The 14,547-nt window shown below is 76.3% G+C and carries 12 protein-coding genes; 6 read left to right on the top strand and 6 right to left on the bottom strand.

Annotated features, from left to right (window positions below; genetic code table 11):
- Positions 1–39: 39 nt before the first annotated feature.
- The 3 genes from ACQFYA_RS09980 to imuA' all read right to left on the bottom strand — a co-directional run bounded on the left by ACQFYA_RS09980 (position 40) and on the right by imuA' (position 6,187).
- Positions 40–3,567, bottom strand: a complete 3,528-nt coding sequence (locus ACQFYA_RS09980; protein ID WP_499123607.1) for an error-prone DNA polymerase — start codon at positions 3,565–3,567, stop codon at positions 40–42.
- 83 nt (positions 3,568–3,650) lie between these two features.
- On the bottom strand, positions 3,651–5,369 hold the full coding sequence (locus tag ACQFYA_RS09975; RefSeq protein ID WP_499123605.1) for a Y-family DNA polymerase: 1,719 nt from the start codon (positions 5,367–5,369) through the stop codon (positions 3,651–3,653).
- Positions 5,369–6,187, bottom strand: coding sequence for a DnaE2-dependent mutagenesis accessory factor ImuA' (gene imuA', locus ACQFYA_RS09970; RefSeq protein ID WP_499123603.1), 819 nt, complete (start codon positions 6,185–6,187; stop codon positions 5,369–5,371). Before imuA' ends, ACQFYA_RS09975 begins: the two co-directional genes overlap by 1 nt.
- Before the next feature lie 413 nt (positions 6,188–6,600).
- Here imuA' and fabG point away from each other — a divergent pair, with 413 nt between their 5' ends.
- Together fabG and ACQFYA_RS09960 are read left to right on the top strand one after the other, a co-directional pair.
- On the top strand, positions 6,601–7,368 hold the full coding sequence (gene fabG / locus ACQFYA_RS09965; RefSeq protein WP_499123601.1) for a 3-oxoacyl-ACP reductase FabG: 768 nt from the start codon (positions 6,601–6,603) through the stop codon (positions 7,366–7,368).
- Positions 7,365–7,868, top strand: a complete 504-nt coding sequence (locus ACQFYA_RS09960) for a MaoC family dehydratase (protein WP_499123599.1) — start codon at positions 7,365–7,367, stop codon at positions 7,866–7,868. Before fabG ends, ACQFYA_RS09960 begins: the two co-directional genes overlap by 4 nt.
- A 21-nt stretch (positions 7,869–7,889) precedes the next feature.
- Here ACQFYA_RS09960 and ACQFYA_RS09955 read toward each other — a convergent pair whose 3' ends face one another.
- The gene (locus ACQFYA_RS09955; RefSeq protein WP_499123596.1) at positions 7,890–8,597 is read right to left on the bottom strand and encodes an SDR family NAD(P)-dependent oxidoreductase; all 708 of its coding nucleotides are present in this window, start codon (positions 8,595–8,597) and stop codon (positions 7,890–7,892) included.
- A gap of 101 nt (positions 8,598–8,698) precedes the next feature.
- Between ACQFYA_RS09955 and ACQFYA_RS09950 the strand changes: the two genes are divergently transcribed.
- Positions 8,699–9,556, top strand: a complete 858-nt coding sequence (locus tag ACQFYA_RS09950) for a helix-turn-helix transcriptional regulator (RefSeq protein ID WP_499123594.1) — start codon at positions 8,699–8,701, stop codon at positions 9,554–9,556.
- 19 nt (positions 9,557–9,575) lie between these two features.
- On the opposite strand, the gene ACQFYA_RS09945 is transcribed toward ACQFYA_RS09950, so the two are convergent.
- Together ACQFYA_RS09945 and ACQFYA_RS09940 are read right to left on the bottom strand one after the other, a co-directional pair.
- Positions 9,576–10,808, bottom strand: a complete 1,233-nt coding sequence (locus tag ACQFYA_RS09945; RefSeq protein ID WP_499123591.1) for an acetyl-CoA C-acetyltransferase — start codon at positions 10,806–10,808, stop codon at positions 9,576–9,578.
- 65 nt (positions 10,809–10,873) lie between these two features.
- The gene (locus ACQFYA_RS09940; RefSeq protein ID WP_499123590.1) at positions 10,874–12,100 is read right to left on the bottom strand and encodes an acyl-CoA dehydrogenase family protein; all 1,227 of its coding nucleotides are present in this window, start codon (positions 12,098–12,100) and stop codon (positions 10,874–10,876) included.
- 122 nt (positions 12,101–12,222) lie between these two features.
- On the opposite strand from ACQFYA_RS09940, the gene ACQFYA_RS09935 reads away from it, so the two are divergent.
- The 3 genes from ACQFYA_RS09935 (at position 12,223) to ACQFYA_RS09925 (ending at position 14,547) form a co-directional block, all read left to right on the top strand.
- Positions 12,223–12,906 (top strand): QsdR family transcriptional regulator, encoded by a 684-nt coding sequence (locus ACQFYA_RS09935; protein ID WP_499123587.1) that lies wholly within the window; start codon positions 12,223–12,225, stop codon positions 12,904–12,906.
- Between the two features lie 18 nt (positions 12,907–12,924).
- Entirely contained in the window at positions 12,925–13,362 is a 438-nt protein-coding gene (locus ACQFYA_RS09930) for an acyl-CoA thioesterase (protein ID WP_499123584.1), read from the top strand.
- 111 nt (positions 13,363–13,473) lie between these two features.
- Positions 13,474–14,547 carry a phosphotransferase family protein gene (locus tag ACQFYA_RS09925; protein WP_499123582.1) on the top strand — a complete coding sequence of 358 codons (1,074 nt, stop codon included), beginning with the start codon at positions 13,474–13,476 and terminating at the stop codon, positions 14,545–14,547.

Here is a 14,547-nt window from a genome sequence, read left to right as displayed (position 1 = left end):
GGCGGCTCCGAGGGTGCGGTTCCGCGCAGGACGTGGGCCTCACCGGAAGTCCCGGGACCGGGTCGCGACGGGCAGCCGCAGCGGCGCGAGGTGCTCCGCGAGCAGGTTGACCGCGCCGTCGGCGCTCTCCACCCGGCCGCGGACCACCATCGCGGGGGCCCCGCGCGCGACGACGGCGAAGCGCCGCCACAGCCCGGCGGAACAGATGACGTTGAGCAGCCCCGTCTCGTCCTCGAGCGACAGGAACGTCACGCCGCCCGCCGTGCCCGGGCGCTGCCGGTGCGTCACGACGCCGCCGACCGCCACCCGCCGGCCGGGCTCGGTGGCGCACACCCCGGCGACGGTGAGCACCCCCGCCCGCTCCAGGCCCTCGCGCACGTGCTCCAGCGGCGACGTCGAGCCCGGGGTGATCCCGGTGGCCCAGGCGTCCGCGACGTCCACCTCGACCGGCGTCATGCCGGGCAGGGTCGGGGCGTCCACCCCGACGGACACGCCCGGCAGGGTGCCCGGTCCCTCCTGCCCGAGGGCGCCCGCCGCCCACAGCGCCTCCCGCCGTCCGGCGCCGAGGCCCTCCGTGGCGCCCGCGGTCGCGAGCCCCTCGAGCCGGGCGGTGCTGAGCCCCACCCGGCGGGCCAGGTCGCGCAGGTCGCGGAACGGGCCGCCCTCCTCCCGCTCGGCGACCATCCGCTCGGCGAGGTCGTCCCCGATGCCGCGCACCGCGGACAGCCCGAGCCGCACCGCGAGCGCCGGGTCCGGGGCCGGCCCGAAGCCCGCGTCCGGGGGGGCGGGGGCTTCCGCCCCGGCCTCTGCCAGCCGCTCCACGCCCGCGAGCGCCCGCGAGGCGTTGACGTCCGGGCGCAGCACCTGCACGCCGTGGCGGCGCGCGTCGGCGGCCAGCGACTGCGGCGAGTAGAACCCCATCGGCTGCGCGGCCAGCAGGCCCGCGTAGAACGCGGCCGGGTGGTGCACCTTGAGCCACGAGCTGGCGTACACGAGGTAGGCGAACGAGTAGGCGTGCGACTCGGGGAAGCCGAAGTCGGCGAACGCCTTGAGCTTGTCGTAGATCTCCTCGCGCACGCCCGCGTCGTCGACCCCCTTCTCGCGCATCCCTTCCAGGAGCCGGCCGCGCAGCTCCTCCATCCGTTCGACCGACCGCTTGGAGCCCATCGCCCGGCGGAGCTGGTCGGACTCCTTGGCGCTGAAGCCCGCGACGTCGATCGCCATCTGCATGAGCTGCTCCTGGAACAGCGGCACGCCCTTGGTCTTGGCCAGCGAGCTCTCCAGCAGCGGGTGCAGGAAGGTCACGGGCTCCCGGCCGCGCGCCCGCTCGATGTACGGGTGCACGGACCCGCCCTGGATGGGCCCCGGCCGGATGAGCGCGACCTCGATGACGATGTCGTAGAACTGCCGCGGCTGCAGCCGCGGGAGCGTCGCCATCTGGGCGCGCGACTCCACCTGGAACACGCCGACCGTGTCGGCGGCGCACAGCAGGTCGTACACCGCCGGGTCGTCGTCGGGCAGGCCGTGCAGCGTCAGCCGCTCCCCCGTCTGCTCGGCGATCGAGTCGAACGCGTACCGGATGGCGGTGAGCATGCCCAGGCCGAGCAGGTCGAACTTCACCAGCCCCGCGTCCGCGCAGTCCTCCTTGTCCCACTGCAGCACCGTGCGCCCCTCCATGCGGGCCCACTCCACAGGGCACACCTCGATCACCGGGCGGTCGCACATGACCATCCCGCCGGAGTGGATGCCCAGGTGGCGCGGCAGGCGCAGCATGCGGTCGGCCAGGTCGAGCACCGGGCCGGGGATCTGCCCCTCCTCCTCGGCCGACGGCGGGCGCCGTCCGGGCACGACGTCGTGCGCGTCGTCGGCGCGCCGGACCTCGCCCGCGTCCGTCGCGACCGGGTCGACGACGCGTCCGGCGCCGCGCGCGGCGGGGCCCCACAGCGCGTCGGTCCGCGCGTCCTTGGCGGCGGTCCGGTTCGGCGGCTCCCCCGGTGCGCCCCCGGTGCCCGGGGAGCCGGCCTCCGCCCGCGCGGCCCGGACCGCGGCGTCGGCCGCCGGGCTGACGGGGTCCGGGCCGCGCAGCGACCCCCAGCGCTCGATGGACTTGCTCCAGGCGTCCTGCTGCCCGACGTCGTACCCGAGGGCGCGGGCGGCGTCGCGCACGGCCGAGCGCGGACGGTAGGAGATGACGTTCGCCACCTGCGCCGCGTGCGTGCGCCCGAACGTCGCGTAGACGTGCTGGATGACCTCCTCGCGGCGCCCCGACTCGATGTCGATGTCGATGTCCGGCGGGCCGTCCCGCTCCGGCGCGAGGAAGCGCTCGAACAGCAGGCCGTGCTTCACGGCGTCGACGGCGGTGATGCCCAGCGCGTAGCAGACCGCCGAGTTGGCGGCGCTCCCGCGGCCCTGGCACAGGATGCCCTCCCGCCGGCAGAACTCCACGAGGTCGTAGACGACGAGGAAGTAGCCGGGGAAGGTCAGCTGCTCGATGACGCGCAGCTCGTGGTCGATCTGCGCCCAGGCACGCTCGTTGCCGGGGACGCCGGGGGCGGGGCGCGGCCCGTACCGGTCGGTGGCGCCCCGCCGCACCAGCTCGCGCAGCCAGGTCGCCTCGTCGTGCCCGTCAGGAACGGAATAGGGCGGCAGGTTCGGCGCCACCAGGCGCAGGTCGAAGGCGCACTCCGCCGCGAGCGCGGCCGCCGTGGCGACGGCCTGCGGGTGCCGCCGGTGCAGCACGCGCATCTCGGCGGCCGAGCGCAGGTGCGCAGTCGGGGCGCCGGGCAGCCAGCCGTCCAGGCCGTCCAGGGAGGACCGCGCCCGCACCGCGGCCAGCGCCCCCGCCAGGTCGGCGTCGCGCGGGCGGGCGTAGTGCGCGTCCGTCGTCGCGACGAGCGGCAGCCGGGCCTCGCGGGCCAGGCCGGCGAGCGCCGCGTGCAGGTCGGCGTCCCGCGGGTCGCCGGTGGCGGTGATCTCGACGGCCACGTTGTCGCGGCCGAAGGTGGCGGTCAACAGGTCGAGCTCGTGCCGCGCGGCCCCGACGCCGCCGCCCGGTGCGGTGAGAGCGCGCCGGACGGCGCCCTTGCGGCACCCCGTGAGCACGAGCCACTCGCCACCCGCCTCGCCGCCCAGCCCCTCGAGGTCGTACCGGGCCTTGCCCTTGACCCCCGCCTCCAGGTGCGCGGTCGCGATCGCCCGGGACAGGTTCCGGTAGCCCTGGTCGCCCCGCGCCAGGACCAGCAGGTGGGTGGCCCGCGGGTCGGGGACGCCGGTCGGCGGGTCGAGCACCGGCCGGCTCCCGGCGGTGCCCGGCGCCGCCCCGGGCGTCAGCGGGGCCGGCAGGTGCAGCTCGGCACCGAAGACGGTGGGCAGCCCCACCTTCCGGGCGGCCTCCGCGAAGCGCACCACCCCGTACAGCCCGTCGTGGTCGGTCAGCGCCAGCGCGTCGAGCCCGAGCCGGGCGCCCTCGGCCGCCAGCTCCTCGGGGTGCGACGCGCCGTCGAGGAAGCTGAACGCCGAGTGGGCGTGCAGCTCGGCGTAGCCGCTGCCCCGCTCCGCCTCAGTCATGGCTCTCCTGACGACCGAGGCTGCGGTTCCGCTCCCGGCGCGCGCCTCGTACCTCGGCCCCCACCCTCCGCTGCACCTCCGCCTCAGTCATAGAACGCCTCCACCTGCCAGGTGCCGCCGGACTGCGCCAGCAGCAGCGCCCGGCCGTCGTCGAGCACCGCCTGCAGGTAGACGCGGCGGGCCCCGCCGCCGGCGGACCCCCAGCGCTCGGCGAGCGGCCACGGCCCCGCCCAGCCCGTCACCGCCGCCACGTCCCGCGCCCCGCCCCGATCGCCCGGGCGCTCGACGGCGGCGGGCTCGCCGCTCATCGCGAGCCGGGCGTCCACGACGACGTCGCGCCCCGTCGCGTCGAGCAGCCGGGCGGGCACCGGCTCGTCCGGCAGGCCCGCGGGCGCGGGGCTCGGCAGGGCGCCCGGCCAGGGCTGGTCGGGGTCACGACCGGCGTCGCCCTCCGTGCCGAAGGGGACGAGCCGCACCCGGTCGCGGGGACCGCGGCCGCCCTGCAGCTCCACCGTGAGCACGGCGTGCCCGCCGAGCAGGCCCTGCACCCGCCCGAGCGCACGCCGGGCGCGCTCGCCCTCGCCGGCGTCCGCCCCCCACAGGCCGGGCTGGTGCGTCGTCGCCGGGACGACGTCCTCGGCCGCCAGCGCGAGGTGCGCGATCGGCGCGACGACGGGGTCCGCCTCTCCCCCGCGCCGGGCGGACGCCGCGGTGAGCCACCCCTCGAGCTGCCAGCGCACCCGGTCCGTGATCCGCGCCGCGCTCATCCCGCCCGCGGCCGCGTCGTCCGTGCGCCACACGCGCTCCAGCACCGCGCCTTCCCCGTCGCCGCCGACGTCGTCCCCGCCGAGGTCCCCGCCCGCCGTCGTGCGCGCGGTGATGCGCAGCCGCCCGCAGGCCAGGCCGCGGGAGGCGAGCAGGTCGTGCAACGCGGTGGCCAGGCGGCGCGCGGCGAAGGTCGCGACGTCGACCCGCAGCGCGGGCGGGTCGAGCTCCTCCGCGACGGCGAGGTCCTCCTCGACCCGGCGGCGGGCGGGCGGGCGCAGGTCCTCCCCGCGGGCCAGTCGCTGGGCCCACACGCCCAGGTCGCCGAAGCGGGCCTGCACGCTCGCGGCGGGCAGGCGCGCCAGGTCGCCGAGGGTGCGCAGGCCGAGCCGCCACCACAGCCCCGCCGCCTCGCGCACGGCGGCCACCCCGGTCGGGTCGCAGACGGCGTGCACCAGCTCCCCCACGGGGCGGTCGGCGAGGAACGCCGCGGACCCGCCCGCGGGCACGACGGCGTCCTCGCGGGCGGCGAGCACCGCCGCGAGCAGCCCGTCGGCCACGCCCACCTGGCTCTCGTGCCCGGTGCGCGCGGCGACGGCCCCCACCAGGGCCTGTGCCAGCGCGAGCTCCGAGCCGTGGTAGCGCGCCGCCCCGCCGGCCGGCAGCAGGAGCAGGCCCGGGCGCGCCACCTCCAGGCCCGCGACCACCGTCTCGGCGGCGAGCGCCACCGGCTCGAACTCGCGCGCGTCGCGGGCGTCGTCGGCCGGCAGCAACGCCACCTCGGGGCAGCGCTCCTGCGCCTGCCGGCGCCGCATCCCCCGCCGCACCCCCTGGGCGCGGGCGACGGCCGAGACGGCCACGACGCTGTGCCCCGCGCCCGTCCCGCCGCCCGAGCGGGCGCCGAGCACCGCGGCCGGGACGTGCGCGTCCAGGCCGGCGGCCGTCAGCGCCGCCACCACCGGCCAGTCCGGGACCCACAGCGCGGACGTCCGCGCCCCGCCGCCCGACCCCGTGCCGTCCGGTGCGTCGCCCGCCATCACGCCACCCGCAGGCGGGGGCCCGCCGCCCGGTCCCCGGCGCGCCGGGCGACGTCCCCGTCGGTGCGCGTGCCGGCGACGGCGCCCGCCGCGACGGGGTCGCCCCCGACGACGCGCTCGACCCGCAGCGGTACGTCCACCTCGATGTCGACCGGCCGCGCGGCGGCGCCGCGACCCGCGCGACGCACGCGCAGGGTCCGGCGGCGCAGCCAGCCCGCCCCGTGGTCGACGCCGGACCAGGTGCCGCCCCGCGCGTCGAGGGTCACGTGCGCGCCCTGCCACGCGGCCTGCGCCACCAGCACCGCGCCCCGCTCCCGGGCGCGCGCGGCCAGGCGACGGCGGTCGGCGTCCAGCAGCGTGGCGCCCGGCCCGACGACCACCACGTCCATCCCGTCGAGCAGCGCGGCCACCGCGGCCGGCGCGTCCGGGCCGGGGGCGGGCACGAGCACCGTCCGGCCGAGCGCGATCCCCGCGTCCGCGGCCGCGAGCATCCCGACCGCGGGCGCACCGACGAGCGCGACCCACGCGCCGGACCGCGACGCCTCCGCCAGCAGGGCGAGCAGGAGCGTCGTCGAGCCCCGCACGGCGAGCACCGTGCCGGCGGCCAGCCCGCCCCCGGGCAGGAGCGCGGCCAGCCCGGGGTGCACCGGCAGCAGCCGGCCGTCGGGCTCCGGGCTCCCCCGCCCGGTGCGCTGCTCCGCCGCCCGCAGCGCCGCCCGGGCGGCGGCGGCCCGGCCCGGGACGGGGACGGAGCCAGGTGCCGGGCCGGGTGCGGGGGCAGGTGCCGCGGTACTACGCGGAGGGGCGACGACCGTCACGCGACCTCCTCCCGGGCCCGGCGCGCGAGCACCCGGACGACCAGACCTGCACGACGCGCGACGTCCGGCGTCGGATTCGAACGCTTGTTCGAACACTGTCAGTAGACGTCGCGCCGACGGCGCCTGTCAACCGCGCAGGTCGGCCGCCCGGCCCGACCCGCAGCGCGACCCGCAGGCCGGGTGCAGGCGCCCTCGCGCGGCGCGCTTCCTGTACGCTGCACTCGACATACCGCGCAGTCGGTATGTCGATCCCGGCGCCCCGCGGTCCACACTGGGGGCGCCAGCACCGACGACGAGGAGGTCGTGCCCGTGCCGCCCACCGGCGTCCCGCCGCGCACCGTCGCGCGCCATGCCCGGACCTGCGCCCCCGTCGTCGCGTCCGCACCGTCGTCCCATCGAGGAGAGGACCCCGCATGACCGAGCAGGCACCCCAGCCCCGCACCGCGATCGTCACGGGAGGAGCCCGCGGCATCGGCGCCGCGACCGCCCGCCGCCTGTCCGCCGACGGCCACGCCGTCGCCGTCCTCGACCTCCTCGAGGAGCAGGCGGCCGACACCGCCGCCGGCATCGTCGCGGGCGGCGGGCGCGCGATCGGGCTCGGCGTGGACGTCGCCGACGCCGCGGCGGTCGAGGCCGCCGTCGCCCGCGTGACCGACGAGCTCGGCGCCCCCACCATCCTGGTCAACAACGCCGGGATCCTGCGCGACAACCTGCTGTTCAAGATGTCCGAGGACGACTGGGACGCGGTGCTGCGCGTGCACCTGCGCGGCGCGTTCGTGATGTCCCGGGCGGTCCAGTCGCACATGGTCGCGGCCGGGTGGGGCCGCATCGTCAACCTGTCCAGCACGTCCGCGCTCGGCAACCGCGGCCAGGCGAACTACTCCGCCGCGAAGGCGGGCATGCAGGGCTTCACCAAGACCCTCGCGATCGAGCTGGGCAAGTTCGGCGTCACCGCCAACGCCGTGGCACCCGGCGTCATCGCCACGGACATGATCGCCGCGACCGCCGAGCGGGTGGGCGTCTCCCTGGACGACTTCCTCGCGGCCGCCGCGAAGGACGTGCCGGTCGGCCGCGCCGGGCGCCCCGAGGACATCGCCGCCGCCGTGGCGTTCTTCGCCTCCGAGGAGGCGTCGTTCGTCTCGGGCCAGGTGCTCTACGTGGCGGGCGGGCCGAAGGCATGAGCGCCGCAGCCCCCGGGACGAACGGGACGCCCGAGGCGCCGTCCACGGTCCGGGTCGCCTCGCCCGCCGCGCTGGCGGACGCCGTCGGGCAGCGGGCCACCGGCGCGTGGTTCACGGTGGAGCAGGGGCGCATCGACGCGTTCGCCGACGCCACCGAGGACCACCAGTGGATCCACGTCGACCCCGCGCGCGCCGCGTCGGGACCGTTCGGCACGACGATCGCCCACGGGTTCCTCACCCTGTCCCTGCTCCCCCGGCTGGCCTCGTCGCTGGTCGAGGTGGACGGCGTCGCCATGGCGATGAACTACGGCCTGGACAAGGTGCGGTTCCTCCACCCCGTGCCCGCCGGCGCCCGCGTGCGCGCGACGACGGAGCTCACCGGCGCCGAGACGGTCGCGCAGGGCGTGCGGCTGGCCTCCACGGTGACGGTCGAGATCGAGGGCGTCGACAAGCCGGCGCTCGTCGCGCAGACCCTCGCCCTGTACGTCCCGGCAGGCTGACCGCGCCGGGCCCACGGCCGGTCACCAGGACAGCTCGCCGTGCCGGGAGACGAAGGTGCCGGTCGGCCCGTCGGGGCCGACCTGCGCCATCCGGACGACGATCTCGGCCCCCTCCGCGACGGTCTGCGTCCCGGTCCGGCCGTTGAGGCCCGTCCTCGTGAACCCCGGCTCGACGGCGTTGACACGGAACGCCGGGAAGGCCTTCGCGTACTGGATCGTCAGCGCGTTCACCGCGGCCTTCGACGTCGGATAGCTCAGGCCCGGGTAGAAGTGCGTGGGGCCGTCCGGGTCGCCGAGGCCGGCCAGCGACCCGAGGCCGCTGGACAGGTTGACGATCACCGGGGACGCCGAGCGCCGCAGCAGCGGCAGGAACGCGTGCGTCACGCGCACGACGCCGAGCACGTTGGTCTCGAGGGTCCGCCGGACGTCGTCGGCCGACTCGTCCGCGGGCGTCGGGACGGCGTTGCCGGCCAGGCGGGGCTCGATCCCCGCGTTGTTGACCAGCACGTCGAGCCCGCCCTCGGCCTCGACGAGGGCGGCGGCCGCCGCGACGGAGGCGTCGTCGAGCACGTCGAGGAGGACGAAGCGCGCCCCGAGCTCCTCGGCCGTGGCACGGCCGCGGGCCTCGTCGCGGGCCGCGACCCAGACCGTGTGGCCAGCGGCCGCGAGCTGTCGGGCGGTCTCCCTGCCGAGACCCTGGGTGGCACCGGTGATGAGTGTGGTCGTCATGGTTCGAGCATCGCCCCGTCGGCCCGGCCCAGGCAGTCGTCGCCCTGTCGTAGGACTGCCAGGGCCAGGACAGCGCGTCGTCCGGGCCGCACACTCGGAGGATGGTGTCCCACGAGCGGATCAACGAGCTCGGTCCGGCGGTGCGACGGTGGCGCGAGCGCGTCGCGCCCGAGGCGGCCGGTGTCACGGTCGGCAGCCGGCGCCGGGCGAAGGGGCTGCGCCGGGAGGAGCTCGCGGATCTCGCGGGCATCTCCATGGACTACCTCACGCGCCTCGAGCAGGGCCGGGCGACCTCCCCGTCGGCCCAGGTCACCGAGGCGCTCGCCCGGGCGCTGCGGCTCTCGGACCCCGAGCGGGAGCTCCTGTTCCGCCTCGGCGGGCTGCCGGTGCCCGACGCCGGGGCGGTCCCGTCGCGGATCCCGCCGAGCGTGCAGCGGCTGCTCGACCGGCTGGCGGGCAACCCGGTCGCGGTCTACGACGCGACGTGGACCCTGGTCGTCGCCAACACCCCGTACGACGCCCTCCTCGGCGCGACCACGGCGTGGCGCGGGATCGAACGCAACGCGCTCTGGCGCCACCTGGTCGGCCCGGCCTCGCGCGTCGTGCACACCGCCGAGGAGCACGCGGACCTGGTCGCCGGGCTGGTCGGCGACCTGCGCCTGACGACGGCGCGGTACCCCTCGGACCCCCGCGTGCAGCGCCTCGTCGACGAGCTGGGCGCCCGGAGCCCGCGGTTCGTCGAGCTCTGGGAGTCGGCGCCGATCGTCCGGCGCGAGGACCCGTCACGGCACAAGGTCGTCGAGCACCCGTCGGTCGGCCGCATCGCCGTCGACTGCGACACGCTGGTCGTCGCGGGCGACGACCTGCGGATCATGGTCTACAGCGCCGAGCCGGGCTCCGAGGACGCCGACCGCCTCGCGCTCGCCGTCGTGCTGGGCACGCAGTCGCTCGTCGGGTGAGCTGCCCCGTCCCCGGACGTCACGGCCGGCCGACGCGCTCCAGCACCATCGCCATCCCCTGCCCGCCGCCGACGCACATGGTCTCCAGGCCGTAGCGGCCCCCGGTCACCTCCAGCCCGTTGATGAGCGTGGAGGTGATGCGCGCGCCGGTCATGCCGAACGGGTGCCCGACGGCGATCGCACCGCCGTGGACGTTGAGCCGGTCCTCGTCGACGCCGAGCTCCAGGGCCGACGGGATCACCTGGGCGGCGAACGCCTCGTTGATCTCCACCAGGTCCATGTCGTCGACGCTCAGCCCTGCCCTGGCCAACGCCTGTCGGCTCGCCTCCACGGGCCCGAGCCCCATGATCTCCGGCGAGAGGCCGGTGACCCCGGTCGACACGATGCGGGCGAGCGGCTGCAGCCCCAGCTCCTCGACCACCCGCTCGGAGACCACGACGACGGCCGCCGCGCCGTCGTTGAGCGGGCAGGCGTTGCCTGCCGTCACGGTGCCGTCGGGGCGGAACACCGGCTCCAGCGTCGCGAGCCTCTCGACCGTCGTCCCCGGGCGGGGCCCGTCGTCCGCCGCGACGACCGTGCCGTCGTCGAGCGTCACGGGCGTGATGTCCCGCGCCCAGAACCCGTCGGCGATCGCCGCGGCGGCCCGCTGCTGGCTGCGCGCCGCGAACTCGTCCTGGTCGGCGCGCGTGATGCCCCGCATGGCGGCGACGTTCTCCGCCGTCTGCCCCATGGCGATGTACGCGTCGGGCAGCAGCCCCTCGGCACGGGGGTCCGTCCAGCCCGGGGCGTCCCCGACGGCGCGCTTCGCCGTCCGCTCGAGCGCCTGCGCGAAGCGCGGGTTGGTGAGGTCGACGCCGGGGATGTCGTCGCTGGAGCCGACCGCCATGCCGCTGACCGACTCGACGCCGGCGGAGACGAACACGTCCCCCTCCCCCGCCTTGATGGCGTGGAATGCCATCCGGGTCGTCTGGAGGCTGGACGAGCAGTAGCGCGTCACCGTGGTGCCCGGCACGGTGTCCCAGCCGGCCAGCACGGCCACCACCCGGGCCATGTTCATCCCCTGAATGCCGCCGGGCAGGCCACAGCCCAGCATGAGGTCGTCGATGCGGGCCGGGTCCAGCCCGGGGACCTTCTCGACGGCCGCCCGGACCATCCGGGCGGCGAGGTCGTCGGCGCGCGCGCCGGCCAGCGAGCCCTTGTACGCGCGGCCGATCGGCGAGCGCGCGGTGGCGACGATGTACGCCTCGGTCATCATGTCTCCTTCGACAGTCGGTCTGGTCGGTCTGCTCGTCCCGGTGCGCGCCACTCAGACGCCGGTCAGACGAACGCGGCGTGGCCGGTGATCTCGCGCCCGACGATGAGGTTGTTCATGTCGCGGGTGCCCTCGAACGTGTACACGGCCTCCGCGTCGGCGAAGTAGCGGGCGACCCCGTGGTCGAGCTGGATGCCGTTGCCGCCGAGCGACTCGCGGCACAGCGCGACCGTCTCGCGCATCCGGGTCGTGACGAACGACTTGGCCATCGCCGCGTGCGCGTCGCGCTGCGTGCCCTCGTCCTGCATCTGGGACACGCGGACGCAGACGGCGAAGCTCGCGGTGACGTTGGCGAGCGCTGTGGCGAGCTTGTCCTGGACCAGCTGGTAGCTGGCGATCGGGTGCCCGAACTGCTCGCGCTGCTTGGTGTAGGCGACGGCGGCCTCGTAGGCGCCGATCATGGTGCCCAGCGACTGCCACGCGACCCCGTCGCGCGTCACCCGCAGCACCTTCGCGACGTCCTGGAAGCTGTCGATCCCCTGCAGTCGGTCCGCCTCGGCGACCTCGACGCCGTCGAGCACGATGTCCGCGTTCTGCACGATGCGCAGCGACTGCTTGCGCTCGATCTTCGTGGCGGTGAAGCCCGGCGCGCCCTGGCGGACGAGGAAGCCCTTGACCTGGTCGTCGGCCGTGTCCTTGGCCCAGATCACGACGACGTCGGCGAACGTCGCGTTGCCGATCCAGCGCTTGGCACCGTGCAGCACCCAGGTGTCGCCGTGCCGGGTGGCGGTGGTGCGCAGCCCCTTGGCGGTGTCGGAGCCCGCGAGCGGCTCGGTGAGGCCGAAGGCGCCGATGAGGTCGCCGCGCGCCATCGGGGGCAGCCACTGCTCGCGCTGCTCGGGCGACCCGCCGAGGCCGATCGAGCTCATCGCCAGGCCGCTGGAGACCCCGATGAAGGTGCAGAACGAGGAGTCGACCCGGGCCAGCTCCATCCCGATCCAGCCGCGGAACACCGCGGAGCTGGCGAAGCCGGCGGTCTCCGACCAGGCGGCGCCCACCGTGCCGAGCGCCGCGAACGGCTTGAACAGGTGCACCGGGCAGTCCGACCGCTCCCAGTAGTCGTCCGCGATCGGGCGCACCTCGCGCTCCATGAACTCGCGGACCGCGACGGCCTTCTCCTGCTCGAGCGGCGTCAGCAGGCTCTGGAAGCCGTAGAAGTCGGCGTCGAGGGCCGACGCCGCCCAGGTCTCGGCCGTCGGGGCGGCCGTCGTCGAGACGGACGTGGTGGTCATGGTCTGCTCCGATCGTCGTCGATCCCGCACCGGCACTGCGCCACGGTGCGCGTTCCAGGGTCAGTGTGCATCATTCTGGAATATGTTGCACCATCCTGACGGTCCGGCGCTAGGCTGCGGACATGTCCTCGCCGGAGCCGCCGACCAGCTCGCCGACCAGCCCGGCGGTCGACGCCACGATCGGCTCCCCGATCAGCTCGGTCGGGCTGCGCGCCGCACCGACCCGGCTGTCCGCCCGCCTCGCCGGCACCACCCACCCCGACGCGCGCCGGGCGTTCGACCTCGCCCGCGAGACCTTCGTCGCCGGCGGGCGCATCGACATGAGCAGCCTCGCCGCGGCGCTCGGCGTGGACCGCACCTCGGTGTTCCGCTGGGTCGGCAACCGCGACGCGCTGCTGTCCGAGGTGCTGTGGTCGCTCGCCGTGCCCACGCTCGGCCAGGCCGACCGCGCCACGGCCGACCTCGAGGGCGCCGAGCGCGTCGCGGCCCTGCTGACGCGCTTCGCGGGCGACCTCATCTCCGCCGGGTACTTCCGCGAGTTCCTGCGGCGCGAGCCGGCCCGCGCCCTGCGCCTGCTCACCACCAAGGCGAGCCCGATCCAGCACCGCTACACGGCCACCGCCGAGTGGCTGGTGCGCACGCACCTCGGCGACGACCCGTTCGACGGCGCCATCGACCCGCCGACGCTCGCCTACCTGCTCGTCCGCGTCTCGGAGTCGTTCACCTACGCCGACCTCATCGCCGGCGAGGAGCCGAGCCCCGACGCCGCGCGCACGGCCTTCCGCCACCTGCTGCGCGTCGCCTGACGCCCCGAAGGAGAACCGATGCCCCGCGCCCGCCACCCGTTCCCCCTGCGCTGGAACGACAACGACCAGTACGGCCACGTCAACAACACCGTCTACTACGCGGCGATGGACACGGCCGTCAACGCCTGGATGATCGCCCACGGCGGGCTGGACCCGGCCGGAGACGTCATCGGGCTGTGCGTCGCGTCGTCGTGCGAGTTCCGCGCGCCGGCCTCCTATCCCGAGGAGCTCGAGGTCGCGATCGGGGTCGAGCGGCTCGGGCGCACCAGCCTCACGTGGGACCTGCACATCCTGCGGGCGGGCGACGGCGACGGCGAGCACGCCGGCGAGCCGATCGCGCTCGGCCGGTTCACGCACGTCTTCGTCGACGCGACGACGCGGCGCCCGGTGCCGCTGCCCGACGACCTGCGCACCGCCGTCACCGGCCGGCTCGTGGACCCGGCCGGCACCGACTGACGCGCGCCGGCCGCGCGACCGGGACCCGGGGACGACCATGGTCGCCAACATACCGACCGCGCGGTATGCTCACCAGGTCCTGACGACGCGACGACGGAAAGCAGGTCGACGATGACCGACGTGCCCGGCCTGGACCTTGCCGGACTCACCCGCTGGCTGAGCGGCGCCCACCCCGACCTGCTCGACGAGCGGGACGGCGCGCTGACCGCCCGGGTCGTCGCGGGGGGCCGGAGCAACCTCACCTACCGGGTCGACGGCGCACGCCGCCCCCTCGTCCTGCGGCGACCGCCGCTCGGGCACGTGCTGTCCAGCGCGCACGACATGGCCCGCGAGCACCGGGTGATCTCGGCGCTCGCCGACGCCCCCGTCCCCGTGCCGCGCACCGTCGACCTCGTCGACGACACCGCGGACGGCCACGTGACGGGCACCGTCTTCTTCGTCATGGAGCACGTCGCGGGCGAGGTGCTCGCCCGGCCCGAGCAGAACGCGGGCTACACCGCGGGCGGGCTGCACACGCTCGGCCTCGAGCTCGCCACGACCCTCGCGGACCTGCACGCCGTCGACCCCGCCGCGGTGGGGCTCGCCGACTTCGGCCGGCCGGCCGGCTACCTGGAACGCCAGCTCGCCACGTGGCGGCGCCAGTACGACGCCTCCCGCTCCCGCGAGATGCCCGCCCTCGACGCCCTGCAGGACGCGCTCGCCACCCGCCTGCCCACCGGGCGGGACGGTCGCGGCGCGATCGTGCACGGCGACTACCGCCTCGACAACGCGATCGTGGCCGGCCCGCCGGACGCCCCGCGCGTCGCGGCCGTCCTCGACTGGGAGATGGCCACCCTCGGCGACCCGCTCGTCGACCTGGGCATGCTCGGCCTCTACTGGGACATCAACGCCGTCACGGACGGGCACGGCGCCACCAGCGCCGTCGTCCCCGGCGCGGGGTACCCCGGGTTCGACGAGGTCGTCGACGCGTACGCGGAGCGGTCCGGCGCGTCCCTGCCCGGGCTCGGCTGGTACCGCGCCTTCGCGGCGTACAAGCTCGCGGTGATCCTCGAGGGGATCCACTACCGCTACCGCGCGGGCGACACGGTGGGGGACGGCTTCGACCGCATCGGGGAGCTCGTCGCCCCGCTCGCGGCCGACGGCCTGGCCCACACGAGCGGGGCGACGACCGGGACGGTGGCCTGA

The sequence above is a fragment of the Promicromonospora sp. Marseille-Q5078 genome (genome assembly GCF_050315395.1).
Taxonomy (GTDB): domain Bacteria; phylum Actinomycetota; class Actinomycetes; order Actinomycetales; family Cellulomonadaceae; genus Isoptericola.
This window is presented reverse-complemented; position numbering and strand designations above follow the sequence as displayed.

Excerpts from the sequence above, each read along its gene's own strand:
- ACQFYA_RS09980 (WP_499123607.1), bottom strand. The coding sequence starts at position 3,567 with ATGACTGAGGCGGAGCGGGGCAGCGGCTACGCCGAGCTGCACGCCCAC.
- ACQFYA_RS09975 (WP_499123605.1), bottom strand. The coding sequence starts at position 5,369 with ATGGCGGGCGACGCACCGGACGGCACGGGGTCGGGCGGCGGGGCGCGG.
- fabG (WP_499123601.1), top strand. The coding sequence starts at position 6,601 with ATGACCGAGCAGGCACCCCAGCCCCGCACCGCGATCGTCACGGGAGGA.
- ACQFYA_RS09960 (WP_499123599.1), top strand. The coding sequence starts at position 7,365 with ATGAGCGCCGCAGCCCCCGGGACGAACGGGACGCCCGAGGCGCCGTCC.
- ACQFYA_RS09955 (WP_499123596.1), bottom strand. The coding sequence starts at position 8,597 with ATGACGACCACACTCATCACCGGTGCCACCCAGGGTCTCGGCAGGGAG.
- ACQFYA_RS09950 (WP_499123594.1), top strand. The coding sequence starts at position 8,699 with ATGGTGTCCCACGAGCGGATCAACGAGCTCGGTCCGGCGGTGCGACGG.
- ACQFYA_RS09945 (WP_499123591.1), bottom strand. The coding sequence starts at position 10,808 with ATGACCGAGGCGTACATCGTCGCCACCGCGCGCTCGCCGATCGGCCGC.
- ACQFYA_RS09940 (WP_499123590.1), bottom strand. The coding sequence starts at position 12,100 with ATGACCACCACGTCCGTCTCGACGACGGCCGCCCCGACGGCCGAGACC.
- ACQFYA_RS09935 (WP_499123587.1), top strand. The coding sequence starts at position 12,223 with ATGTCCTCGCCGGAGCCGCCGACCAGCTCGCCGACCAGCCCGGCGGTC.
- ACQFYA_RS09930 (WP_499123584.1), top strand. The coding sequence starts at position 12,925 with ATGCCCCGCGCCCGCCACCCGTTCCCCCTGCGCTGGAACGACAACGAC.
- ACQFYA_RS09925 (WP_499123582.1), top strand. The coding sequence starts at position 13,474 with ATGACCGACGTGCCCGGCCTGGACCTTGCCGGACTCACCCGCTGGCTG.